The organism is Micrococcus luteus, from assembly GCF_022664405.1.
Taxonomy (GTDB): Bacteria; Actinomycetota; Actinomycetes; order Actinomycetales; family Micrococcaceae; genus Micrococcus; species Micrococcus luteus.
On the sequence record NZ_JAKRLB010000029.1, the window covers coordinates 1 to 23,449 of the forward strand.

At 67.7% G+C, this 23,449-nt stretch carries 19 protein-coding genes; 13 read left to right on the forward strand and 6 right to left on the reverse strand.

Annotated features, from left to right (window positions below):
- Positions 1 to 383 precede the first annotated feature (383 nt).
- The 5 genes from MF605_RS11005 (at position 384) to MF605_RS11025 (ending at position 5,979) form a co-directional block, all read left to right on the forward strand.
- Positions 384 to 2,003, forward strand: a complete 1,620-nt coding sequence (locus MF605_RS11005; protein WP_134416119.1) for an ATP-dependent nuclease — start codon at positions 384 to 386, stop codon at positions 2,001 to 2,003.
- Positions 2,000 to 3,670 (forward strand): UvrD-helicase domain-containing protein, encoded by a 1,671-nt coding sequence (locus MF605_RS12100; protein WP_036381813.1) that lies wholly within the window; start codon positions 2,000 to 2,002, stop codon positions 3,668 to 3,670. The genes MF605_RS11005 and MF605_RS12100 overlap by 4 nt, the downstream gene beginning before the upstream one ends.
- A 246-nt stretch (positions 3,671 to 3,916) precedes the next feature.
- The gene (locus tag MF605_RS11015; protein WP_134416113.1) at positions 3,917 to 4,219 is read left to right on the forward strand and encodes a hypothetical protein; all 303 of its coding nucleotides are present in this window, start codon (positions 3,917 to 3,919) and stop codon (positions 4,217 to 4,219) included.
- Positions 4,220 to 4,348: 129 nt separating this feature from the next.
- Positions 4,349 to 5,077, forward strand: coding sequence for an NYN domain-containing protein (locus MF605_RS11020; protein WP_200867921.1), 729 nt, complete (start codon positions 4,349 to 4,351; stop codon positions 5,075 to 5,077).
- A 320-nt stretch (positions 5,078 to 5,397) separates the two neighbouring features.
- On the forward strand, positions 5,398 to 5,979 hold the full coding sequence (locus MF605_RS11025; RefSeq protein ID WP_134416111.1) for a hypothetical protein: 582 nt from the start codon (positions 5,398 to 5,400) through the stop codon (positions 5,977 to 5,979).
- 62 nt (positions 5,980 to 6,041) lie between these two features.
- On the opposite strand, the gene MF605_RS11030 is transcribed toward MF605_RS11025, so the two are convergent.
- A complete protein-coding gene (locus MF605_RS11030) occupies positions 6,042 to 6,350 on the reverse strand; it encodes a hypothetical protein (protein WP_134416109.1) in 309 nt (102 codons plus the stop codon).
- A gap of 468 nt (positions 6,351 to 6,818) precedes the next feature.
- Here MF605_RS11030 and MF605_RS11035 point away from each other — a divergent pair, with 468 nt between their 5' ends.
- Positions 6,819 to 6,950, forward strand: a complete 132-nt coding sequence (locus MF605_RS11035) for a helix-turn-helix domain-containing protein (RefSeq protein WP_235186476.1) — start codon at positions 6,819 to 6,821, stop codon at positions 6,948 to 6,950.
- Positions 6,951 to 6,989: 39 nt separating this feature from the next.
- On the opposite strand, the gene MF605_RS11040 is transcribed toward MF605_RS11035, so the two are convergent.
- Both MF605_RS11040 and MF605_RS11045 read right to left on the reverse strand, forming a co-directional pair.
- Positions 6,990 to 9,575 (reverse strand): DEAD/DEAH box helicase, encoded by a 2,586-nt coding sequence (locus MF605_RS11040; protein ID WP_134416107.1) that lies wholly within the window; start codon positions 9,573 to 9,575, stop codon positions 6,990 to 6,992.
- 4 nt (positions 9,576 to 9,579) lie between these two features.
- Positions 9,580 to 11,736, reverse strand: a complete 2,157-nt coding sequence (locus MF605_RS11045; RefSeq protein WP_134416105.1) for a site-specific DNA-methyltransferase — start codon at positions 11,734 to 11,736, stop codon at positions 9,580 to 9,582.
- A 391-nt stretch (positions 11,737 to 12,127) separates the two neighbouring features.
- Between MF605_RS11045 and MF605_RS11050 the strand changes: the two genes are divergently transcribed.
- Complete coding sequence (locus MF605_RS11050) at positions 12,128 to 12,565, forward strand: HNH endonuclease family protein (protein WP_242821285.1); 438 nt, start codon at positions 12,128 to 12,130, stop codon at positions 12,563 to 12,565.
- 545 nt (positions 12,566 to 13,110) lie between these two features.
- Here the strand turns inward: MF605_RS11050 and MF605_RS11055 are convergent.
- Complete coding sequence (locus tag MF605_RS11055) at positions 13,111 to 13,728, reverse strand: class I SAM-dependent methyltransferase (RefSeq protein ID WP_242821286.1); 618 nt, start codon at positions 13,726 to 13,728, stop codon at positions 13,111 to 13,113.
- On the reverse strand, positions 13,725 to 14,258 hold the full coding sequence (locus MF605_RS11060; RefSeq protein WP_134416101.1) for a GNAT family N-acetyltransferase: 534 nt from the start codon (positions 14,256 to 14,258) through the stop codon (positions 13,725 to 13,727). The genes MF605_RS11055 and MF605_RS11060 overlap by 4 nt, the downstream gene beginning before the upstream one ends.
- Positions 14,259 to 14,871: 613 nt before the next feature.
- Between MF605_RS11060 and MF605_RS11065 the strand changes: the two genes are divergently transcribed.
- The 6 genes from MF605_RS11065 to MF605_RS11090 all read left to right on the forward strand — a co-directional run bounded on the left by MF605_RS11065 (position 14,872) and on the right by MF605_RS11090 (position 20,802).
- Positions 14,872 to 17,085 carry a type IV secretory system conjugative DNA transfer family protein gene (locus MF605_RS11065; protein WP_134416099.1) on the forward strand — a complete coding sequence of 738 codons (2,214 nt, stop codon included), beginning with the start codon at positions 14,872 to 14,874 and terminating at the stop codon, positions 17,083 to 17,085.
- A 1-nt stretch (position 17,086) separates the two neighbouring features.
- Complete coding sequence (locus MF605_RS11070) at positions 17,087 to 17,392, forward strand: hypothetical protein (RefSeq protein ID WP_134416097.1); 306 nt, start codon at positions 17,087 to 17,089, stop codon at positions 17,390 to 17,392.
- 103 nt (positions 17,393 to 17,495) lie between these two features.
- Positions 17,496 to 18,845 (forward strand): hypothetical protein, encoded by a 1,350-nt coding sequence (locus MF605_RS11075; RefSeq protein WP_208857708.1) that lies wholly within the window; start codon positions 17,496 to 17,498, stop codon positions 18,843 to 18,845.
- Positions 18,846 to 18,878: 33 nt separating this feature from the next.
- Positions 18,879 to 19,274 carry a hypothetical protein gene (locus tag MF605_RS11080; RefSeq protein WP_134416093.1) on the forward strand — a complete coding sequence of 132 codons (396 nt, stop codon included), beginning with the start codon at positions 18,879 to 18,881 and terminating at the stop codon, positions 19,272 to 19,274.
- Between the two features lie 203 nt (positions 19,275 to 19,477).
- Positions 19,478 to 19,708, forward strand: a complete 231-nt coding sequence (locus MF605_RS11085) for a hypothetical protein (RefSeq protein ID WP_134416091.1) — start codon at positions 19,478 to 19,480, stop codon at positions 19,706 to 19,708.
- Between the two features lie 662 nt (positions 19,709 to 20,370).
- Positions 20,371 to 20,802 carry a hypothetical protein gene (locus MF605_RS11090; protein ID WP_134416089.1) on the forward strand — a complete coding sequence of 144 codons (432 nt, stop codon included), beginning with the start codon at positions 20,371 to 20,373 and terminating at the stop codon, positions 20,800 to 20,802.
- A 1,651-nt stretch (positions 20,803 to 22,453) separates the two neighbouring features.
- Here MF605_RS11090 and MF605_RS11095 read toward each other — a convergent pair.
- Positions 22,454 to 23,233 carry a hypothetical protein gene (locus MF605_RS11095; RefSeq protein WP_134416087.1) on the reverse strand — a complete coding sequence of 260 codons (780 nt, stop codon included), beginning with the start codon at positions 23,231 to 23,233 and terminating at the stop codon, positions 22,454 to 22,456.
- Between the last annotated feature and the right edge of the window lie 216 nt (positions 23,234 to 23,449).

A 23,449-nucleotide genomic window follows, 5' to 3' on the forward strand; every position in this document is an offset into this window, starting at 1 on the left:
GTTAGCGTGAGTCATGAGTGGGTCTTCTCGGGCAGGTCGGTGGTGTAGGAACTTCCATCCTGCGGGAGAGGCCCACTCGTCTCATCTCAGCCCGGGCCTCGTGCCAAGAACCTCATGACCCACAACAGCTAGAGGCGCTAGCCTTCGAGATGGGATGGGTGAAGCTGAAGTGTCCGGCCACTTCTTGGGTGTCGTTCCCCCTATTGCACCCATCGGTGCTGATGGGCTCGACTTCCGCCCCTCCGCCTGGGGTGGGTACCTACGGACTTCGATCCCACCACACCTAAATTTCCTGGTCAACGATGGCCAGTGGCTCAATAATTTGCGTATGGCATAGTTTTGGAGCTGAGCCTCGGCTCCTGAGAAAGATGGAGTCAGCAGGCATGAAAATTTCACGGATGGCTATCAATAACCACAGTCGAATCCAAGACCTGGATCTTGAGCTGCGCCGCCATGCGGTCATCGTGGGCGCGAACGACGTGGGGAAGTCCTCTATTCTCCGGATGCTCCACCTGTTATTGGGATCGAGCACCGCAGCCCTCTACCAGGCGGTGGCCCCTGCGGATCTAGAGGACCCCGAGCGGCCGCTCGTCGTCAACGTCATGTGGACGGACTTCACCGACGAGAACCGCAGGGTATTCCCTTCCGAGATCTCAATTACCGAGGACCACGAGCGTGAATATCTGTGGGTCCAGATGGTCGTAGAGGTCGATCCTGAGGACGACGAAGCCGTAACGATCCGGCGTTGGTTCCCCGAGAGCGGACACGAACGTGCTCCCAGTCGAGAGCAACTCGAGGCATTCGGGTGGCGGTATTTGAAGGCGACGCGCGGAGCCTCGATGATGGAAGGCGCGCACAGTCCGGTCCGGACATTGCTAGCTGCCGCTGACCTTGGCAACAACGAGGACGGGCTGAAGGAAACTCTAGAGAAATTCAATGAGGAGCTGGCGGGCAATGAATCGGTCGGGGAACTCCTCAGCCGCGTGGCTGGCCATCTCAGTCGTGCGATGCCCCGAGCGGTCGCGAAGGAAGACTTCACGGTCCGTAGCATCACGGACCCGTCTACTGATGTCCTGCAGGACGTGACGATCTTCCTCAATCGGGGCAGTGACCAGGTCTCCCTGATGGAACAGTCAGACGGCGTCCGCCAGCTGATGTCCATGACGCTTTTTGATCTAGCAGAGGGGGCTGCCAACGTCCTCGCGATCGACGAGCCAGAGATTCATCTGCATCCAACCAGCCAGCGGACTGCGGCTGACCTTCTCAGCGGTGTGGGGAACCAGAAGATCATCGTCACGCACTCGCCGTACATCCTCCACCGGTTCGAGCCTTCAGAAGTCATCGCTGTCGACCGGCACGGGAAGTGCCGGCAGATTGGCAACGAAAGACTGTCAAAGGTCGAGAAGGTGCGGGCCCATTGGTGGTCACCGCGCCTGCTCGAAGCGTTGACGGCTCGCTTCGTCGTCCTGGTCGAGGGAGACGCCGACCGTGTGATCGTCGAGGCGGTGGGCAAGAGCCTCGGCATCGACCTTGACCGGCTCGGCGCAGTTGTCCTCGAGCTGGATGGGGCCGACAAGTTTGCGAACGTCTTCCCGCTCCTCGGTCCAGACGGGTTTGGCCCGACCCTGCTCGGCCTGGTGGACAAGCAGGAGAGCGGCAGGTGGGTCAACGCGTTTGGGGGCAAGTCCAAGGACACCATTGACAAGAAGGTCTTTATCTCCGAGATCGATCTCGAGGACGAGTACACGCGTGCCCTCGGCGGGCCGGTCGTCGCGCAGGCGCTTATCGATGGCGGGGTCTGCCGGGAGCAGGGGATCCTTCAGGCGTCCGGTGTGACCGCAATCAAGGACGTTTCTGCAGAGGCAGCCGCGAAGTTCTGCCGAGACAAGAGGAAAGTGGAAGCGGCAACGTGTATATCGACAGTACTGGACGTAGACAGTGCCCAGAGGATCGGCAGTGTCGCTCGGCTCGTCCGACGGCTCGACGAATTGAGCCAGCAGTGAGGGGGCTCGCCCTCAGCGAGGAGCAGCTCGCCGCGGCGATGTCCGACAAGAGCCACCTGCTGATAGTGGCCCCACCGGGGTGTGGAAAGACCGAAGTGCTGGCCCACAGAGCCGCCCACCAGATCGGCTTACTGCAACCCCACCAGAGAGTGCTCGCCCTGACCTTCACCAAGCGTGCCCGCGCAAACCTGGAGGAACGTTTGAGCTCCGTGCTGGGCCAGGCGCGGGCGCGCCGACAGATCGTGGTGCGTAACTTCCACGGCTTCGCTACCCAGGTAGTCCTCGCGCATGGCAGGACCATCGGTCTGCGCATGGATGTCCTCCAGATGCCGAAGACCAGCACTATGAGACGTGCGATGGAAGCTGCTGGAGGCGGCAAAGACATATACGACGCGGAGAGGCTTCTCGACCACATCAAGAAGGAACCGCTTTCAGATGCGGAAGTGCTGGAGGCTATCGAGGGACGGGGACGGAACGAGGCTGCCCTCTTGGCCTTGAAAGTCGAGCGAGCGCGACAGGAAGCGAACCAGCTGCACTATAACGACCTGCTCCGGCATGCACAGCGGCTTCTACGTATTCCTGCGGTCGCGCGGCTCTACCAGGCGCATTTCGGCGCCGTTCTGGTCGACGAGTTTCAGGATCTCTCGTTGCAACAGCTCGACGTTGCCGTCCTCAGCTGCAATGAACGACGCACCTTCGCTGGCGATCCGCTTCAGGGCATCTACTCGTGGGCAGGAGCCGCGCCCGCCGAGGTCGAGCGCGAGCTCAGACGAATGTGCGGAGAACCGGTCAGGTTGCATGAGTCTTATCGTTCGTCGCCGAGGGTCTTGGAGACGGTCAACTCGATTAGTGAGAAGGTCGAACCGGGATCGGGTCTTGTCTCAGCATGGCCGGAGGAGTGGCCTGGCGGGGGTTGCTCGGCTGCGCTTGTGCTCCAGGACCAGGCGGAGGAGGCGGCGCTGGCGGTTCGGCTTGCGACGTTGATCCATGACGCGTTTCCTGATGCCTCTATCGGGATCATCGCCAGGGCCGGATGGCGTCGAGAGTCCATCGACGCCGCCTTCGCCGCCCAGGCGGAAGTTCCAGTGCGTAGGTGGGAGCTTGCGATCGATGACCCGGTGACTGTGGCTCTGATCCAGTCGACGGTCGCCTCGCTTCCGCGGGGTGCCACGGTCGCCGACGCGAGGCGTGCCGCCCTTGACGCACTCGATCCTGCGGACGTCGACGCGAAAGAGCTTGTCGACGATGCGTTCGACATCCTCGAGCAGAGCGGGGCCAAGACTGCGCGAGCTGCTGTTAAGTCCGTCAGAACGGCTGATCCCAAGCAAGCGGTCGGTCCCGGAGTCCATCTGCTCAACGCGCACACCGGTAAGGGCCAGCAGTTCGACTGGACGCTAGTGGTCGGGGTCGAAGAGGGACACTTGCCGGGGAAGCGGAACAGCCAGGGGGATGCCCTGACGGAGGAACAGAGGGTCTTGCTGGTGATGCTGTCCCGGGCCCGTCATGGGCTCATCGTGACCAGAACGCGCGTACGCGATGGCTGGCACGGGCCGAAGCCGGTACAGGAGAGCCGTTGGTGGCCGGCGATCAAGGCCAGGTACTCCTCGGAGGAAGAGATCCAGACTCACATCGCCATGGCGCGGGCCGACTGGAGCATCCAGGTGTGACTTTCCCTACTCGCAGTTTTCTTTCTCGGCCCAGGCGGAGGTCTACACGCCCTAGTCCCCGCAGGGGACGCCTTAGACCTGACCACCGCACTACCCAGGGAGACACCTGACCACGCAGCAGCAGACCGCCCCCGCAGGTTTCACCGTCCGGGACTGGGAGAAGTGCCACGAGGGCGTGGACGTGGCCGGAGACGGCTACGCAGAGGAAAAGACCTGGGGCATCCACGACGGCCCCGGGTGGGTAACGTGGGCTCCAGCTGGGCGCCTGACCGGGGATTCAACCTGGAAGTGGAGCCGTGCGGGATCGACAACCTCATCGTGGGCGATCTGACTCCCCGCCAGGCCCGCACCCTCGCCTCCCGGCTGCTCGAAGTCGCGGACCGGATCGAAGAGCTCCAGGCCGATGACGTGCGAGACGCCGCCCGTGCCATTTCCTCCCAGAAGGGTGGTGGCACCATCACCGATCTTGCCCGGGCAGCGGATCGGCTCGGGGTGCAGGTGACGACGATGTACACGGCTTGGGAGGTCGAGCACGACGCTCGACAGTGACCATCCGTAGGCGGCAAACGGCCCAGGCCTCTTCCCGATGGAGAGGCCTGGGCAATCGGGCCGGGATCAGCCACTTTGGGGTCCGTGTCGCCCACCTTCCTGCGACGCAGTTATGCTTCTCCAATGCGAGTGGGCGTATACATCGACGGCTTCAACCTCTACTACGGTGCGAAGCGGCAGTTTGACGATTCCCAGACCGGGTGGAAGTGGATCGACCTGCGAGCATTGGCCGCCCGGCGCAATTTCCACACCCCTGGCGCCACCATCGACCGTGTCGTGTACTGCACTGCACGAATCACTGACGAAGACAGCGTCGGAGCCGCCCAGCGTCAGAGCGTCTACTTGAACGCGCTTGCGGCGAGCGGAGCCGTAGACGAGATCAGCGAGGGCTTCTACCAGTCCTATGCCAAAGCCGCCGTAATGACGAATGAAGCGAGCGGCACCAAGAACCCAACCGTCTTCGAAGACGACCAGGCGACGGCCCAGTGGTCGCCCGAACTCCTACTGCACCGTGTAGCGGACACGGGAAACATCCTTGCGACGGTGCGAAAGCGCGAGGAGAAGGGTTCGGACGTCAATGTGGCTACACACCTGCTTGTTGATGTTCTGACGCATCGCGTCGATGCGGCACTCGTCATCTCCAACGATTCCGACCTGGGGCTACCCGTCAAGGTCGCCCGTCAGCATGTGCCGGTTGGAGTGGTGAACCCTGGCATCCGCTATATGGCCGGTGCCCTGAGGGGAAACCCCGGCGATGGCGTTGGCGGGCACTTCTGGGGCCAGCTGCGGCGAAACGACTACCTCCAGAGCCAGCTTCCCGACCAGGTCGGCCACTTGCACAAGCCAGCCAGCTGGTGAGGGAGATGTAGTTTGCGTCGTCATACGCAGGGTGCTACAGTCTGTAACACCAACCCGTCCTCCTCGTGAGGGCGGGTCTTTTTTTCCTCTGCGCCTACCCACGGGCCAGCTCTCCCCGGATGCGATACCCCTAGGTGACACATGATCCTTCCGGCCCTGTGGCCAACGCGGGAGAGATCTACACAGTGCGCGCTACTCTGACGATGCGCCGGTCGAGCATCCCCCTCCGCTCCCGGCGCATGGCCCCGCCAGTACCCCCGTTTCAGCTGGCGGGGCCACCTCGTGCCCGTGTTGCAAAGGGGCGCTGGTAGCCTCGCGCTATGTCGCCTGTCCTCTCCAACTGTCCCAACTGCGGCACCTTCACATCATCGGTGATTGACGTCGAGTCGAGTAGCGACGTCACTATCGGCGGGATAAAGGAGACCTGCCCCCGATGTGGGGCTACGGCCGAGGTATATCCGGGAACTTTCAACTTTGACGCACAGGGGTTGGCGACCGTCCTGACAGGCCCAGGTTGGACCCGTGCTGCCTACGCGCAAGCGCAACAAGCCCTTCTGCGCACTGGGCGCGCGCTCAAGGCCGGGCAAGATAAGGATGAGGCACTTCAGAGCCTTGCCCGGGAAGTTGACGGGATCTTTCCCCGGGCAGGTGCGGCCCTGTGGGCCGCCCTGGGCAAGCAACAAGTAGCTAACATCATTGCCCTTCTTGCGTTTATGGCAACGGTAATTATCCCTCTAATCTCAGACAATGGGATTACGGAAGATGAGGCCCAGCGCATGATTGACGAAGCAATAGCCAAGCATGAGTCATCCGCATCCACCGTCACGCCGGCTGAACCGCTCAACCACGAGCAGGTTGAGGACCATAAGCAGGATGCAGACGACAACGAGCCAAAGCGGTGACGCTGCGCTAAGAACGGTCGCTAGACACGCGAGGGCAATGAGTGCGTGACGCGATTGTGTGCTCACGGTGCCACCTCGGGCTTAACTTCGGGGCGTGCAGCTCCCCCTTCCGCGTGCGCCAGCCTCGCGGCGCGACGCTCGGCCAGCTGGTCCAGCGCGGACACCTTCACCGGGGCACGGGTGGCCGTCAACTCGGCAAGATCGGCCACCAGGTCACGGTCAGCCTTCGCCAGGGCGGCCACGTCTCGGGGAGTGGCAACCATGAGCGCCGCACGCACCCGCCTGAGCGCCCACCGGATCGACGCAGCAGGATCTTCGGTCAGCGGGATCTCAACCTCGGCCTCCCTGCCGTAGCCCACGAGCACAGACACGGGGGCAGTCCGGTCATCCGCGCTCTCACGGGCAGCCCGGGCCACCTCAGCAGGGCCAGGCTCACGGCTCACGGCGGGCACGTAGGCCGCCTTCTCCCGCTGGCGGCGTGAATCGCCCCGGGTCTGGTGAAGGCTCTGATCCAACGGAAGGATGCAGGCCATGCCAGCACCACGGAAGTACCCCGACGAGCTCCGCGAACGCGCCACGCGGATGACCCTGGAAGCCCGTCAAGACCCCGCCACGAGGACCGGAGCGTTCCGCCGCGTAGGAGAACAGCTCGGGATCAACCCTGAGACGCTGCGCAACTGAGTCCGCCAAACCGAGATTGACGGTGGCCACCGCCCCAGGATCACCTCCAGCGAAGCCGCCCGGGTGGCCGAGCTGGAGAAGGAGAACCGTGAACTGCGGCGGGCGAACGCGATCCTGCGCTCGGCCTTGCTCGCGGCAAGTACGTGCAAGCCCCGAAGATGTCTGATCAGGACGTGGAGCAGACGCGCGTGATGATCGAGATGGGGATCCCGAAGGCGGAGGTGGCGCGCACGTTCGGGGTGAGCCGGCAGACCCTGTACACCTCGTTGCGCCGGCAAGCCTCAGACTGAGCCTCATCCTCGGCCGCCGGCGTCTCTTGAGTTTCTGCTTCAGTACGCGGGCGCGGTCTTGTACAGGGATTGAGCGTCTTGGGCTGCGTGGACGCCGGCCCGGACGACGTCGTTCTTCATGTCCAGCACCCGCAGCTGCCCCTCGATCTCAGCGACGGCCTCGATCCGGCCGAATGCGTCCCCGTGGGCCTGGGCGTACTCGGCCAGGCCCCGCAGCTTGGGCAAGGCGTCGGCCAGGTGCGTGCCGTGGGGGTCCACGATGTCCGCACGGATCGTGCCGTCCTGGTTGGCGTGGAAGAACACGAAGTCCGGGCGCAGGGCCTGCCACTGGCCGGCGCCGTCCTGGAACGGGATCGCCAAAGACTGCTTGGACGCCCGGGAGGGGTTGCGGTACCAGCCCCGGAAGGAGGGCTCGGCGGCTTCGGAGTCCAGCACCTGCCGCTCCCAGGCGTTCAGATCCACAGGCACGGTGCCGTCCTCGGCGGCCATCAAATGCAGGGTGCGTCTCTGCAGAGGACGCTCGCTGCCATCAGGGAGGCGCTCCTGCCGGTCGGCCTGGGTCAGCTTCGGGCGGGTCAGGTCCACGCGTTCAGGTTGACGGGCCATCTCCCGCACCCGGTCGTAGACGGCCTGGCGCTCATCGGTCAGGCCGTTGATCTGCACCCGGTACTGGCTCAGCCAGTCCTGCACGAGCTTGTCGGCCTTGGCCTCCAGGTCGGCGACGACCTCGGGGGTGCGGGCCAGGGAGGCGATGATGATGTCTCCTTCGCGCAGGTCGAGATCCTCTTCGTCCTCGGGGACGATGTGATCGATGTAGGCCCCGGCGATCCAGCCGGTGAGGGTGCGGGCCGCCGCGGCGGCGGCCTCCTCGATGGCCCGGTCATCGGCCAGCAGTTCCAGGCTGGTGGTGCTCAGGGTTGTGGTGCCCAGCCGGCCGCGTATCCGCTGGGCCGTCAGGGTGAGCACATCCTGGCGGGCCGCGGTGATCTGCTCGGAGTACTGCGCCCTGCATCCGTCCAGGAGCTTGCACATCGTGTGCGCGGCGGTCTTGACCGCCCCGGGCAGCAGCTCGTCGTGGGAGAGGGCGTTGGCCAGGATGTCCAGGCGCTTGAGGGGTTTGGTGGCGCCCTGGGGGATGTTCATCGAGGGCAGGGCGTCGAACACCGCCCACACGTCTTCTCCCACCGCCGGGTTCGGTGTCAGGGTGACCGGGTCGAACAGCACCCGCCGGGCGGCCTGCTTGCCGGGGTCGGAGGTGGTGTCGTCCATGTCGGACTGTCCGCGCATCAAGGTCTGGGCGATGGCAGTGGAGGTGGTCTTGTCGAAGTGGGGCAGGAAGCAGTCGATGGAGTTGAGCACTTCGTTGCCCGGGATGCGTCGGGCCAGGGGGGTGCGGACCATCCGGCCCAGCAGCTGGTGGACGTAGGTGGCGTCCTTGTAGGTGCGGAAGGACATCAGCACCTCCGCCCTGGGGCAGTCCCATCCGGTGGAGATCGCCTCCATGGCCAGCAGCACTCGGATGTGCGTGGTTTCCTGCACTCGCTGCGGGGCAATGTAGTTGACGATCTGGCCAGGCAGGTGCCGGTCGGTGTGGGTGCCGAAGACGTGGGCGATGTCCTGGGGCCGTAGCTCGGGCCACTCCTGGTGGATGACATCCAGGATTCGCGAGAGGTGCTCGTCGCTGGGTTTGTCGGCGACCTGCACGACCAGTAGCGGCACCACCGGGTCCGCCTCTCCCTGCTCGGCGGCGTAGGCGGCCCAGGCCCTGGTGGAAGCCTTCGTGCGGGCCACGGCCTCGCGCAACAGCGTGGTGTCGAAGGCGCCGGCTTCCTCGGGGATGGTGAGGACCACATCGTCCTTGAGCAGCCCGGAGGCCTGCACGAGCGCGGGGTCGACCTGCACGGGGGAGAGCGCGTCCCGGTCGGTGGCGTGGGCCATGGCCTGGGTGAAGCGTTCCACGGTGGCGGAGATCCCGAGCACGATCGGCATGGCCGGGGCCAGGGCGGTGCCATTGATCAGGCGCTGGACGATGGTGGCCCGTTCCTGGTCGTTCTTCTTGGTGGTCTTCATGCCCCGGTGGGCCTCGTCCAGGATGAAGTACAGGGTTCGTCCGGGGGTGGCCACGGTATTGGCGATGACGTCGTAGATGGTCCGCTGGGCCATGTCGGGGGCGGCCATCACCGGGGTGGCGGCGTTGGTGGGGTCCTGGGCCCCGCGCACCAGGCGGGCGCCTTCGCGCAGCTTCTGGGCGTTGAGGAAGTACACCTGCCCGGGGGCGAAGGTGGTCTCGGCGAAGGAGTTCTCCACGGTGCGCAGCCGACCGTCGAGCTCGGAGGAGGCGGCATGGATCCGGGCGCGGGACTGATCGTTCAGGTCCGGGTCGTCGGAGAACCAGAGCACGGTGGCCCCGGGGTCGGGGGCGATATCTTCGGTGTACTGGTCGGAACCGAAGAACAGGGCCTCGATGATGGCCGCGGCCATCACCGTCTTACCGGCCCCGGTGGCCGCGGCCAGGGAAAACTGGGACAGGACGCCGTCGTCCTGGTAGTTCTTCCTGGCCCGATGCAGCCGGTTCAGGACCTGCTCGACAGCCTGGGCCTGGTAGTCCTTGAGGGTGTAACGCATGGGGTCAGGCCCTCCGGTTGATCTGGAAGTTGTGCAGGTAGGACTCGTACAAGCGCACCGCGGTGGTGTGTTCAGGCAGCTGCCGGGCCACGGACTGGAAGGCCACCTCGGAGTCGGTCACGATGAACGCCATCCCCACCTGGGGGTCAGCCTGTAGGGCGGCCAAGAACTCGGGGGCGTGGTCCATGTCCTCAAGCACCCCGTAAGCCTGAGCCACATCCCAGCCTCGTTCCGGAAGGCTGGAGATGATGCGACCGCGAGAGCCGGCCTTGAGCCAGAGCATCGGCGCAATCCGGGCGAAGGCACGGTTGCGACGCACCTGCCGGGGCGCCTCATAGGTCAGAGTGAAGAACGCCGCGTTCTCCTCGAAGCCATCGGCCATGGGGAACTCGTCAGTGAACTTGTACTCGCCCTTGATCGGGTCGCCAGCCGGGGTCTTGCCCGTGATGGCCGCAGTGACGCGGGGCTTGGTCACGTAGTCGCAGATGCCCCACTGCTCCCACTCCGCATCCCCGGGACGAAGCCCCTTCTTCCGCAGGCCCTTCTGCTCCTCAGCAGACACCTCATTATTCGTCACGCTGATGCACTGACGACGCCCACCGTCCTGCTTGTTCAGGCGCATGACAGCGTGAGCGGTTGTTCCAGAGCCTGAGAAGAAGTCCAGGACGACCGCGTGAGGTTTTTCTTGGATGAAAAAGCGTAGAGCATCCTCAACGGCATAAAGAGACTTCGGGAATGGGAAAGCGCGACCGGGAAGGAGGGAGCGCAGGAAGGTAGTTCCATATTCGGAAGCATTATGACTGGCAATCTTCCACTGCGTAGGTGCCATGCGGAAATTGAAGGAGCCGCCAACCGCCTCTACAGTGAGGGAGCCGTCGGGTTCATTTCCGATAACCTTGAACTGGCCATTCAGGACACTGGCGTAAGCCCCATCTGGGAGATAGTTCACCACATATCCGTAGTGGGTTTCGCGACCCAACCGCACGCGACCCTGCTGTTGGCGGACCATCAGTTCGTCGGCCCCGACCTGCCACCTACCCTCAGACCCGTCGCGACGGATCGGCAACACCGCCTTGAGCCCCCTAATTGGCGGAGCCTCCGAAGACTCCCGAGGTATAGGCGCGCCCACCGACACAATCTTTCGCGACTCAGGGTCGACATAGATCGGGTAAAAGCCATTGGGCCGGTCCTGGCGCCTGGAGTTTGATCCCCGCCTCATCATGGACGTCCAGCCCGGGTCGTTCTTGGGAGTTACGGTGGCGGAGGAAGTGGACGCGCCCGTATCCCACTCGCTAGTCAGGGGCAACCTGGATGGGGACGCGCGCCCCAGCATGAGGAAGTAGATATATTCGTCGGTGCGGCGGAAGTACCCATTTCGAGCAACACCCTTAGCATTCATGGCCGAAGAGACCATTTGAATCCGTGCTTCCGGGAACGTCTGCTCTAGGAGCATTCCGAGGCGGAGGTATTCCTTCTCGTCGATGGTGACGATCAAGACGGAGTCCTCGGGATTGAGGAGTTCACGGGCAACCTGGAGGCGGCGTTCCATGAAGGACAGCCACTTGGAATGACGGTAGTCGTCGTCAGCCTCGACGTAGTCGTTGTTGTACTTCCAGTCCTTCGCCCCGGTGTTGTAAGGCGGGTCAATGTAGATGCAGTCCACCTTGTGGCGGTGGGTGTAGGTGAGCATCTCGAGGGCGTGGAAGTTCTCGGCGTTGATGACCGTGTGGAACGGCTTGTCCGGCCCGCCGTTCTCCACGCGGCCTGTCTCGACCAGGCCCGGGTAGATCGGGTCCTCGAAGCGGGCGACGACCACCAGGTCCTCGATTGCTGCTGTTGAGGTGGCCGGCTCGCGAACCTCGGCGTCGATGTCTGCTTCGGTCAGGTGGGCTTGCTTGCCGTCTGGGGTGCGTTCGATGTCGGTGACGACCCAGTGTCGGGTGTCCCCGATGGTGAGGGTCCCCCGCGGGGGCAGCACCCGGACGGTGTCTCCGCGGCGTACGGGTCGGCCGGGCAGCTCCACAGCTTCGGGCTGGTGACGCTCAAACACAAGACCGAACTGGCTGCGCTGGGTGAGCTGGCGGAACTCAGCTTCCAGGTCTGCGGCCAGCTGTGGGTCGGTCTTGCGGGCCTGGGCGAGCAGGTCAGTCAGTCGAGACACGGGTGTTCTTTCTCTGGGCCGAGTGGCATGGGGCGCTGTCCGCGCTAATCCTGCCCATCCTAGGGACCGGGGATCTCGTGCCGAGCAGGGGCTTCACGCGAGCTTAGGATCAGCTGCGATGCGACTTCCCATCGCGTCATCCACTCGAGCAAGGAACTCGCCCATGTCACGACGCTCTCTGGCTTCTCTGGCCACTGCCGCTGCTTTCGTCGCCACCGCTGTCCTGGGGGGTGCGGGACCGGCGGCAGCCGGCACCACGTATTCGGCCCCGTTGCGCACGGCTGTGGCGTCGTTGCCGGTGGCGGCGGAGAAAAATGCCGGCTATGACCGGGCCGCCCAGTTCGGGGACTGGAAGGATGCGAACAGGGACTGCCAGAACACTCGGGCGGAGGTGTTGATCGCAGAGTCCAAGACCACCCCGAAGTTCACGACGGCCCGTAAGTGCACGGTGGCCACGGGCAAGTGGGTGAGCAGCTGGGATCTGCGTACGCACACGTCTGCATCGACGGTGCAGATCGATCACATGGTGCCCGTGCATGAGGCGTGGGGCTCGGGAGCTCGGTACTGGACCAAGGCCAAGCGGGTGGCGTTCTACAACGACTTGGGGGATGCCCGGTCGCTGAACGCGCAGACCTCGGCGTTGAACTCGGCCAAGCAGGCCCGCGGTCCGGAGCAGTGGCTGCCGCCGAAGAACCAGTGCAAGTACATCGCTGACTGGACCGCGGTGAAGATCCGCTGGGGGTTGAAGGCTGACGCCACGGAGAAGGCGTTCTTGGTGAAGAAGGCCGCCTCCTGCACGAACACCACCCTTAAGGTGACCCGGTACTGAGGCTGCATGGCCGCAATGGTGCCCGTCCCCTACTCGTTGACGGCTGAAGGCATGGGCATTGGTCTGTACGGGGGCTGGCTCGAGGACTTGTGTTCGTACGCATGTCTGTCAGCGCCACCCCTCTCCTGGAGCTTGCCGAGAGTCGAGGCGTCTGCTTCCTGCTGCGAGCCCGTCGGCTACCCCCGCCACCCTGTCCAGAGGTCTCGAGGCACCCGCCGTATGGGGCTTCTGCCGTCTTGAGCAGGCGTGGTCCTGGAGCTCCGGTCGTCCGGAGAGCGCGAACCTGCTACGGGGGTCTTACCTCGCGGCAGGGGACCGCTTCACCGTGCGGGTCGGGGTGTCGTTGTCGGCATTGGGAAGGTGGCGGTGCAGGACGCGTGGAGTCGGGGCGGCCCGCGGCAGGAGGCCCGGAACGCCGGCCACAAACGACCGTTTGCGGCGCTCGAGGGGGAGTGGTGGCTGACTGTCAAGACGCGGCGAAGATCGCACGCGACTCGTGAAGGGCAGTTCCTTGGAGGGCTCTGGGGCGGAGAGTGTCAGACGACTCAGCTCCGGTTGGACTCGATCCATCCGTGGCGGCGTACGCCGGCGTCCTGCCGTGTGCCGCGGCCGACCACGGTGAATCCCGCCGTGATCAACAGGCGGGAGAGCCCATCGACCGGCCAGTGCCACGCCGTGGTGACGGCGTGGTCGAAGGCCTCCACCTGGTTTGACGCGAAGAAGCCCAGCAGCAGTGACCCGCCAGGGCGCAGCGCCTGGTGCGCGCGCTCCAGGAGGGCAGGCATCTCCACCGGCGGCGTGTGGATGATTGAGTACCAGCCCAGGATCCCGTTGAAGGCGGCTACGGGCAGGGTCTGGAACGAGCCCGGCTCCACGCGTACCTCCGGGTGGGTGCGGTGTGCGTGGGTCACGAACTCTTCGACCGGCTCGATGCCCGTCACCTCATGGCCCAGCGAGGCCAGGTGCGCGGTCCAGTGGGCCGGTCCGCAGCCGACGTCGGCCAGAACCCCATCCACCCGGTCGGCCCAGGCTTCGACCAGGAGCCTGTCGTCCTCGGCCACGGCGTCCATGGTCCCCAGCAGCTCCGTGTACTCGGCCGCGCGGGGGCCATAGGCGGCCGGGCTGGTGGAAAGTCCTTCCCGGGCGGCGTCGTCAGGGGTCACCGCTGTTCCTCCGACGGCGCGAGGAGCTGCCAGAGCTCGTGGTCCTGCCAGCGGCCGGCGATCCGCAGGTACTGCGGGGCCAGGCCGTACCGCTGGAACCCGTGGTGTTCCAGCACGCGGCGGGAGGCGTGGTTGTGGGGGAGGGTCTCGGCCTGCACGCGGTGCAGGCCGAGCTCGTCGAAGGCGATCTGCAGGGCCTGCCCGACGGCGGCGGTCGCCACGCCGCGGCCCGTCGCCTCGCGGGCGACCCAATAGCCGAGTGAGCAGAACTGCCCGGCCCCGCGGACCACGCTGGCGAGGGTGAGGCGGCCGAAGATCGAGCCCGCCGCGTCGGTGATGAGGAACGCGTAGGAGCGGTCCGCTGCACGGTCGTGCTCTGCCTGTTCGAGGGCCTCGCGTTGGCCGGCTTCGGTGAACCAGTGGGTGGGGCGCTCCGGCTCCCACGGGGCCAGGTGCGCGCGTTGGCTCCGTGCCAGGGCGGCGAGGGCCTCGGCGTCGTCGAGGACGGCAGGGCGCAGACGGACGGGCATGGATCGAGCGTAGCGACCGTGATCCCGTGCGCTGGTCAAGCGAGGGGCAGGAGGAGCCGGCGTCAACCCTTCAGACCCTGACCGGCGTATGAATCAAATTGGCGCGTTTCTGAAATCTTCGTTGCATCTCGACACCTGTGCTGTCAAGAGGTGAGGCGCTAGAACGTGTATGAATCAAATTGGCGCGTTTTTGAAATCTTCGCTGCATCTCGACAGCTGCATCTCGACAGTTCAGGTGCCATAACGCGAGCGGGAAGCCCGCGGGAAGAGCGGGAGTCGAGCGCCTCCACCCATCGGGAAATCCTGAAGGACGGGGAAGAAAGAAAAGCGAGATATTGCCCTCTGGAATGGGCTGATTCGCTCGGGTAGCCTCCTCCTCTCGACTCCGTCTCGCTGAGGAGGCTACCCGACGAGTCAAGTCCATGGAAGGGGGTAGCGGGGTGATCTGCCTTCCACATGATTGTGATTTTACGGCAGGGGGTACCGGGAGGCGATCAGAGGGTGGGGTGCGTCGGCGAGGCGGGGGGAGGGACATCGGCGGCGCGGGCGGGCCTTATGGGCAGTGAACGAGTGTCGTCGGCCCCGTCGTCGGGGCCAGAGGGTGAGGCCGTAGATGAGCGTGGACATGGAGCCGCAGATGGGTGTGGGCACGGCGCAGGCCGGCGCGCATCAGGAGGTCGACGAGGGGCTCAGGGTGCTGGCCCCTCAGCCGCAGCCGGCGAAGTTCCTCGGGATCGGATCAGGACTGGTCGCCGCCGGCGCGCTGGCCGCCGGCATGTTCGCCGCCACCGACCCGGCCCTGGCCTACACGGTGGCCGGCGGTGGTGCCGGCGTCTCGACGGCATCCCTGGTGGTGGCCGAGCGGGCGCGGCAGCGGGCGGAGATCGCCGACCACTTCACCGAGCAGATCTGCCCGGTGATGATGATCCGCCCGCGGCCGTCCCGGGCCGCGGTGAAGCTCTCCCGCTGGCGTGGGGGGTTCATCGGCCTGCCCCAGCAGGTGCAGCTGACCTACCACGCGAGGGTGGTGCCGGACCCGGAGTGGCTGAAGTCCCTGGCCGAGGTCGCCTCGGTCAGCCTCGGGGCCAAGTACAAGGTGGAGGCCCACCTGCCGCGCAAGCGCCGCGTGGTGCTCGGTGCCGTGGGGGCCGAGCAGGTGGAGAAGACCGACCCGACCGTGGACCGCGCATCCCGGGTGGTGCGGGACCTGCTGGGCGAGTCCGCCCGCGTGAAGGTCGAGCTCAACGACGACGGCGACGCGACCCGCATCGAGGTCGCCCACGAGCAGGGCAGCAACATGGCCATGGCCTCCAAGCGGCTGCGCGTGGAGCGGGTCCTGGCCACCCGCGTGCCCGGAGACTGGGTGCCGGAGTGGAACCTCGTGGAGGACACCGTCGTGTTCTCCGCCCGCGAGCCGATGCCCTCCCTGGTCCTGCCCCCGCCGGAGCATTCCCCGCTGGTGCGCACCCACGCCGACTACCGAGATTTCCAGATCCCTCTGGGTGTGGACGAGGACGGCGAGCAGCTCTCCTGGCACCCCCGCAAGCAGCCCCACATGGTGGTGGTCGGCACCACCGGCTCGGGCAAGACCGTCGTGGAGCAGAACGTCGTCCAGCGCCTGACCCAGGCCGGCTGGAAGGTCTGGGTGATCGACGGCAAGCGGATCGAGTTCATCGGCCTGCGGGACTGGCCGAACGTGGAGCGGCTGGCCTCGCGCATCGAGCACCAGGTGAAGCTGATCGAGGACGCCCACGACCTGATGAACGAGCGCTATGCGCTGATCGAGGCCGGCAAGGCGACCTCCGCCGACTTCGAGCCCGTGGCCCTGATCGTCGACGAGGCCACCACGCTGCTCGAGGCCGCCGACGACTGGTGGGCCGAGGTCAAGCCCAAGGGTGGATCCTCCAAGTCCGCGGTGCTCAAGCGCCTGGGCAACATCGGACGCCTGGGCCGCTCGGCGAAGATCCACATGCTCATCGGCCTCCAGCGCGCGGACACCCGCTTCATCTCCGGTGAGTTCCGCGACAACCTCGGCATGCGCGTGGCCATGTCCCGCCTCAGCCCCGACGGCGCCAAGATGATGTGGGACTCCTACGTGGTCGGCACCACCATCCCCCGGCACATCAAGGGCCGCGGCATGGCCCTGAACTCCGCCGGCGTGCCCGTCATGATCCAGACCATCTACGCCCCCAACCCCGACCCGGGATCCGACGACTACGACCCCCAGCGCGTCGCCGCGGTGCGCCCCCGTGAAGTCGTGCACAAGAAGATGCTGGTGGAGATCCTCGAGCCGGTCACGGTGGGCCTGGACGGCGCCGAGAACCCCACCAGCTACGCCGACTACATGGACGCCCGTGTCTACGAGGCCCCCGACCAGCCCCAGGTGCAGCCGGCCACCGCGCCCGCCGCCAGCGCGGCCGTCCCGGCCGGCGCGCTCGCGGCCTTGCAGTCCCTGAACACTGCTCCCGCCTCTGCCGCGGTCGAGGAGCGCCCGACCGGGCGACCCTCTCCGGCTGTGCTGGCCGACCCGAGCCGCCCGGTGATCGCCGAGCGCAAGCACGTGCCCTACGTGCCCGACGACGAGCAGGACCTCTTCGAGGGTTACGGCGAGCCGGTGGAGTCTCCGGCCGAGGAGTTGCAGGCCGGAGACCTGATCCAGATCGACCCCGACTCCGAGACCTGGGCGGTGCTCGCCGAGGACCCCCAGGAGGACGAGGCCGGGATCTACCTGGAGTACATCGAGCGCGACACCGGGGAGGCCGGCGGCATCTCCGTGGCCGCCACCGAGATGCTGCCCACCCGGCACGTCGAACACGAGGAGAGCTGAGATGAGCGCGAACACCAACGGCACCAGCGACGGCACCGACATCATCTGGATCGCCCTGGCCGGCATGTTCTTCCTGGGCACCGGCGCCTTCACCGCCTGGGCCGCCAGCGCCATGAACTCCGTGCGCCAGAGCCTGCTGGAGATCGGCCTGCTCGTCCCCGCAGACCAGGCCGCCTTCGAGCTCGCAGACACCGGCGTCGGCGTCAGCCTCCCCCTGGTCCTGGGGGCCGGCGCCGTGCTCGTGGGCATCGTCATGATCGCCGCCTATCGGGCCGCCAGACGCCGGGCCCGCGGCCTGGACGACTGACCTGACGGACTCGTCAGCAGCTAGGGACATGTCGCGGAGAGCCCGGCCTTGTGGTCAGTGAAGGCGCCCGTGCAGGGCGGATGGATCGGACCAGGAGGTTGGCATGTGCAGGGCTCAGGGCGAGGCGGGGTGTCCCCACGGACGTCGATGCCCCCCGAACGCAACGGCACGGGATGCCGCGCTGAAGCGTCGACGGGAGAACCGGGCGATCGGACAGCAGATCGCCCGATGGGCCAAGGCCGAGGGCAAGGCTGACGAGCTGGCCGAGCTGAAGAGGCAGCGCAAGCCCATCAACGAGATCAAGGAGTGGGCCGGCCAGGCCGGTGCCCCGGAAAGCGTCTTCGCCCGCGCCGCGGGCCCGGCCAAGAAGGGATGGGAGGCGGCCAAGACCGAGCTGCGCAACGACCCCAAGGCCCCAGCCCGCCGCGCCCCGGCCCGCGGGGGAGCGTCGGCCGCCGCAGCCGCCGGCGGAGCAGGAGGCGTCGGCGGCGGCGGAGGTGGGGGCGCTGGCGGCGCCGGAGTGGCCGGTGGCGGCGGAGCCGTTGGCGGCGTCGCGGTCGCCGGTGCGGGCGGCGGCGCAGGCGCAGGCGCCGGCCGCGACCACCGCACCCCGACCCCGGCTCCCGGCTCGGCTTCGACGGGCGCTCGCGGGTCGGAGTGGTCGGAGTGGGAGGACCAGTGCGGCGAGGAAGAAGCCGCCCGTGTGGCGCTGCTGGTGAAGCGGCAGGGGCGCACCGCCGAAGAGCGTCAGCTGATGCGGATGGACTCGGCGCGTGAGGGCGCGCCGGTCGCGGGCAAGGGCGTCAACGACATCAAGCGTCTGGTGTGGGACGACGGCGCGTGCGGCTACTTCAAGCCCTACGACGAGCTGGACATGGACATCGCCGAGTCCTATGGCCACGACGGCCGGCTCCAGCCCACCCATGAGGCCGCGGCCTCGCAGTTCGCCCAGGCGCTGGGCCCGAAGTACGCGGCTCTGGTGCCTCCGGTGGCCCTGGTCAAGTACGAGGGCCAGTGGGGGTCCATCTCCTATGGAGTCCCCGGGGGGCCGATGCGGACAGAGGCGAACGTGATGCACATGGCGGCGCACCACTCCGATCAGGCCAGTGATCTGGCCTTCTTCGACTGCCTGATCGGGCAGGTCGACCGCCACGGCAGCAACGTCCTGATGGATCGCCGTGGCCTCTCGGCGATCGACAACGGATTCGCCTTCACCGACGGCGTCGGCGGCGTGAACGCCTCGATGTTCGTCGACGCGCGCTCCCAGCACCCGCAGGCCCGCGCGACCACTCGGGAGGAGAAGACGATCCTGGCCCGCTTCCTGGACTCCGAAGACGGCCTGGGCCTGCGCGGCACGATCGAGGAAGGCCGCTTCCACGAGGTGCGCCGGCGGGCACGCCTGATGCAGAGCAAGGGTCGGATCCTGCGTCTGTCGAATCTCTACGAGCGCTGATAAACTGATACAAGATCAACATAAGGAGATCTGATGTTCACCATCACCATCCATCACCTGGACGGCCCCTCCGGCCTCCAGCGGCACGTCGGATACGTGCACGTTGACGGGGAGGACGTCCAGATCCATGACCCCGAGGGGCACCTCGACCTCGAGCTGCCCACGCCCACCGTCGACGACCTCGGCCGCGGCGAGCGCCGGCGCGCCACCTACGCCCAGGACCCCGTCGTGTGGGCCTACAACCTGCCCGCCCTGCTCCGCGGGCCCTACGTGCTCGCCCAGCGTCATGACCAGACGCCGGACTGGGTCGAGCAGCTTCTGGAGCAGCCGCAGGCGCCTGCCGCCGGCTCCCCTGGTAGCGCCGAGCTCATCGCGCAGCTCATCGCGGGCAGCTCCGCAGCCAAGGAGGCCGCGGCAGATCCGGCATGACCGGCCGCGGCGATCGCGTGCGGATGAGCTCGCGGGCGCAGCTTGGGCCTGCGGATCGGACAGGGACGTGTCGCGGAGATGCAGCATGAGCTGCTGCTGAACCGACCGCGAAAGACGCTTGTGCGGTAGGCGGGGGACGTGTATGGTTAGACACGTAGCGGGCCCCATGAGGGGGCCTGCACCCCTCACCGAAGGAGCGCCCCATGGGACGCATCGCCCACCGCATCTACAACGTCTACGGCCCGGACAGCGCCGACATCGACTGCCTCTGCCCCCTCTGCGGCAAGGCCGACTGCGTCTCCATCACCCAGGACGAGGCGGACGCCCTGGACGCCGGCCAGCCCGTCCACGAGGTCCTGCCCCACCGCACCAAGGTGAAGCGGGAGCGGATCATCTCCCAGATCTGCCCCGACTGCCAGGCAAACCTCTTCTGACCTCCCCGCCACGGCGGCCCCCCTCACTGGAGGGGGGCCGCCGTCGTCTCATGCGCCAACGCTCCAGCCCCGGGCCAGCAAGACACCCGCGGAGCCGGGGGGACGCGCACACGGGGGCAGCACCGCCAGGGCCACCCATGGTCGCAGCGTCGGCGGCCCCGTCCACTCGACGGCGACGCCGACACGCGGACGTCCCGGCCCGGCCGGCCCGGAGCGAACGCGGCCGCGAGCGCGGGTCGGCCGGGGACGTGTTGTGGAGATGTGCTGCCGGCGGCCGCGGCTGCTTCAGCTCGGGGCGCCGGCGGCCGCGGGTCCGGGGAATGTCCCCGGCGTGGTCGTTGGGTCGACAGCGATTTCCGCGGGAGGTGGGCCCTCTGGCGGCTGAGTCGGGCAGGATGAGCGGAGAGTGCCGGCGGCGTGGATCGGCGCCAGATCGAGTCCCGGGGGTTCTCTCGGCAGGAGGGTAGATGGCAGGCGATGAGCAGGCGTCGGCGGAACGAGCGGAGCGGGCCTCCCAGCTCAAAGCTCGCGGGAGGTGGCTGGCCGCGTGGGGGGCCATCTTGGGGGCGAGCTTTTCCGCTCTGACGACGGTGAGCGTGCTGGCCACGGGGGACGACAGCCTGGGATTCTCAGCTCCGCCGCCCCCTGGAGAGGAGCCTGCGATGTCGCCTCAGCTGCGCGGGCTGATCGTCCTGGCGTGGGTGTTCTTCGTGGCCGTGCTCCGTGCCCTGGTGTCGACGCGGCAGGCTGGCAGGGCGCGGTCCAACTGGGCGTATGCGGCGGCCGCCGTGGCCATCGTGCCGCCGGCGGCCGGGATTTTCTTGCACAGTCCGGTGGTCGACTCGATGGGCGCGTTGGGGTTGCTCGTGTCCTCTACGGCCATCTTCGGTGGCCTCTTCTGGCAGGACGAGCTGACGCTCCGTGCTGAGCGCCTGGAGGATCAAGCTGCGGAGGAAGCCGAGCGGAAGAGGAGTCAGCGCGAGGCGGACCTGCGTTGGTACGAGCAGGAGTTGAGCCGCGTGGAGGGCAAGCTCGAGGAGATCACGAGCAGGGAGGCGGAGCGCCGCGGCATGTGGTCCTTCTGGCGGCGATGACTGCCGCGTCATCCACGCATGTGGGAGACCGGCGTGCCGTGGATGTCCGCCGGCAGAGCCGCGGCCGAGGGTAGGCGGCACGGCGCCGGCCTGCGTGTTACGCCCGGGGGTCCGCGAGCGCGGGCCGGGCGGGGACGTGTCGTGGAGATGGGCGGCCGGCTGCTTCAGCCCGGCCGGCCGGGCTGCCGCGGCTGCGGGAGCTGGAGGTTCGGGGCATGTGTCCCCGGCACGGCTGCGGGGCGGGCGCGGAGCCGCGCGGGGCCTGCTCGGCCTCGGGGGCCGGGGCAGTCCGCGAGCGCGGGTCGGCCGGGGACGTGTTGTGGAGGGCGGCCGGCTGCCGCCGGTGGTGCAGCGGCGGCCGGCGCCGCGTGCTGGATGGGCCCGAGCTCGGCGCCATGTCCCCGCCTTGCGGCGGGCCCCGGGGCGAGCGGGGGTAGGTCTCTGTCCCTCGTGAGCGCCGGGGGCTCGGCGGCGGGGTTAGTAGGCCGGTGTGGCGAGGACGGGGCTGGGGATGGGGCTGACGAGGTGCGGGCGCTCGCGGGTGTGATCGGCGGCCCGGCTTGCTCGAGCCGGCGGGTCAGCGAGCGCGTGCTGCGGGGGACGTGTCGCGGAGATGGGCGGCCGGCTGCTCCGGCTCCAGCTGCTGGGTGCCGCGGTGGGTGCGCGGGGTGGGAGGGGGACGCCGCGGCGGATCTCGGCCGGGGGCGGCGGGTCTCTGGCGTTGGTCCTCGCGCCGTCGGGGCCGGATGCGCGCGGAGGGCGCCACGGCTGCAACCGTGGCGCACTCCTAGAGGTGTCCCGCTCTTGAATCGAAGGGAAAAGCGGCGGGGCCTCCTGGCGCCAGTCTAGAGACGACGCCGAGGGAGCCTCTGCCCGTCCTGGCGCTGGAGGATCTGGGTCAAGACTGCTGGGGCCGGCCGCGGTGCAGGGCCAGGGAGCCTGGCCGCGAGCGCGGGCCGGGCGGGGACGTGTCGCGAAGGGACGCTGCCGGCTGCGCGAGCTCGAGCTGCCGGCCGCCGCGGCTGCTGGAGCTGGGCGTCCGGGGCATGTCCCCGGCACGCCGCGGGGTCTGGAAGCGATGCGTGGGGGCTGGTGGCACGGGGCGGGGCCGGTGCGCGGCCGCGGCGGGCGTGCTCGGGGTGGCGGGAGGCCTGGGTCTATGGGCGCTTGGGGTCCGCAGGCCGAGCAGCCTCTGGATGGCGGGCCGGGCGGGGACGTGTTGCGGAGGGACGCTGCCGGCTGCGCGAGCTAGAGCTGCCGGCCGCCGCGGCAGCTGGAGCCGCGGGCCCGGGCCATCTCCCCGACACGGTCCGCGGCGGGGCCCTCGCGGCCGGCAGCCGAGAGCGCGTGGGGCCGCCGACGGCTGGAAGCTCAGCAAGGGGGGAGGGCGCGGAGACGGCGGCACGGGAGGGCCCCGCCGTGGGGGCGATGTCTGGGCCGGCGACCGGCGGGGACGTGTCGTGGAGGGGCAGCCAGCTGCCGGCGCCGCGCTGCGAGCTCGCGGTGCCGCGGAGACAGCGGCAGCCGCCGCGGGCGGACGGCCCCGCCCGCATCGTGCGGGCGGGGCCACCGGGGGTGTGGGCGCTCGCGGCCCGGGCGGTCAGCGGCGGGGCCGCCGCAGTGCGACGACCCCGCCGAGAGGGAGAGGGGATCAGGCCGTGGCCGGAGCCTCGGCGGTCCCGCGGGTGCTGGCCCGCTCCACGGCGGAGCCCTCCCGCACGCTGGCGGACTCCGGGGGCTGCATCAGCGGCACGGCGCGGAACAGACGTCCCACGCCCTCGTACTCGGCGTCGATCGTGGGGAGCTGATCCCGACGGACCGGCATCAGAATGCCGTGCGCCCACTGGCCGTGGACCCACGCGACGGGTTTGCCCGAGTGGTTGGTGTCCGGGTCGAACGTGAGCACCTCCCCGTCGCTGGTGTACCGCGCCGTCACGTCGGCCAGCGCCTTGACGTACTTCGGATTGACCGTGAACGTGCCCTCCTCGAGCGCACCCCGCGGCTGGGTGTGCAGGCGGAACAGGGAAGCGATCTTCGGATACTCGTCCGCGCCCGCGTAGTTCTTCAGCGGCACCGTCTGCACCTGCCCGTTCGCCGCGTGGACGGTGAACGTGACGGTGTCCTCGTCGGCCGTCAGCTCCACCGTGCCGTCCTTCTTCGCGGCGCGGAGCACCGGGAGCAGAACCTTCAGCCCCGAGCGATGCAGGCGCACCGGCGGCAGGCCCGCGCCGTGCGCGGGCGCCTCCAGGGCGTACTCGGTCAGCGTGCGGGCGAGCTGGTAGCGGTCCGTGCTGTAGGCGATCAGGCCCTGGTCGGTCACCTCCAGGGGGACCGTGGTCAGGCAAGCCCCGACCGGCTCGTCGGCGAGGCGGGCGGGGTAGGAAGCGACATCGAGACCGCGGAGCAGCTGGCGGGCGTTGAACGTGAACATGAGAGCCTCCAAGGCTAGGGGTGCAGGGGGCCGGTTGCCTCCCGCTGAGTCAAACCATACACGCGTTGTGGTGTGGCCGCAATCGGTTATGTGGTGTTTGTCTGGTGAGGGTGTGGTGGTGTGCTGGCGGGGTTATGGCATGGGCGGGGGTGGGGGCTGCGCGGGGTGCCGGCCCGCCCGGCCCCGCCGGCCCGCCGCCCCTCGGCCCCCTGGCCC

Excerpts from the sequence above, each read along its gene's own strand:
- MF605_RS11005 (WP_134416119.1), top strand. The coding sequence starts at position 384 with ATGAAAATTTCACGGATGGCTATCAATAACCACAGTCGAATCCAAGAC.
- MF605_RS11025 (WP_134416111.1), top strand. The coding sequence starts at position 5,398 with ATGTCGCCTGTCCTCTCCAACTGTCCCAACTGCGGCACCTTCACATCA.
- MF605_RS11035 (WP_235186476.1), top strand. The coding sequence starts at position 6,819 with ATGTCTGATCAGGACGTGGAGCAGACGCGCGTGATGATCGAGATGGGG.
- MF605_RS11040 (WP_134416107.1), bottom strand. The coding sequence starts at position 9,575 with ATGCGTTACACCCTCAAGGACTACCAGGCCCAGGCTGTCGAGCAGGTC.
- MF605_RS11060 (WP_134416101.1), bottom strand. The coding sequence starts at position 14,258 with ATGCCCGTCCGTCTGCGCCCTGCCGTCCTCGACGACGCCGAGGCCCTC.
- MF605_RS11065 (WP_134416099.1), top strand. The coding sequence starts at position 14,872 with ATGAGCGTGGACATGGAGCCGCAGATGGGTGTGGGCACGGCGCAGGCC.
- MF605_RS11070 (WP_134416097.1), top strand. The coding sequence starts at position 17,087 with ATGAGCGCGAACACCAACGGCACCAGCGACGGCACCGACATCATCTGG.
- MF605_RS11075 (WP_208857708.1), top strand. The coding sequence starts at position 17,496 with ATGTGCAGGGCTCAGGGCGAGGCGGGGTGTCCCCACGGACGTCGATGC.
- MF605_RS11080 (WP_134416093.1), top strand. The coding sequence starts at position 18,879 with ATGTTCACCATCACCATCCATCACCTGGACGGCCCCTCCGGCCTCCAG.
- MF605_RS11085 (WP_134416091.1), top strand. The coding sequence starts at position 19,478 with ATGGGACGCATCGCCCACCGCATCTACAACGTCTACGGCCCGGACAGC.
- MF605_RS11090 (WP_134416089.1), top strand. The coding sequence starts at position 20,371 with ATGTCGCCTCAGCTGCGCGGGCTGATCGTCCTGGCGTGGGTGTTCTTC.
- MF605_RS11095 (WP_134416087.1), bottom strand. The coding sequence starts at position 23,233 with ATGTTCACGTTCAACGCCCGCCAGCTGCTCCGCGGTCTCGATGTCGCT.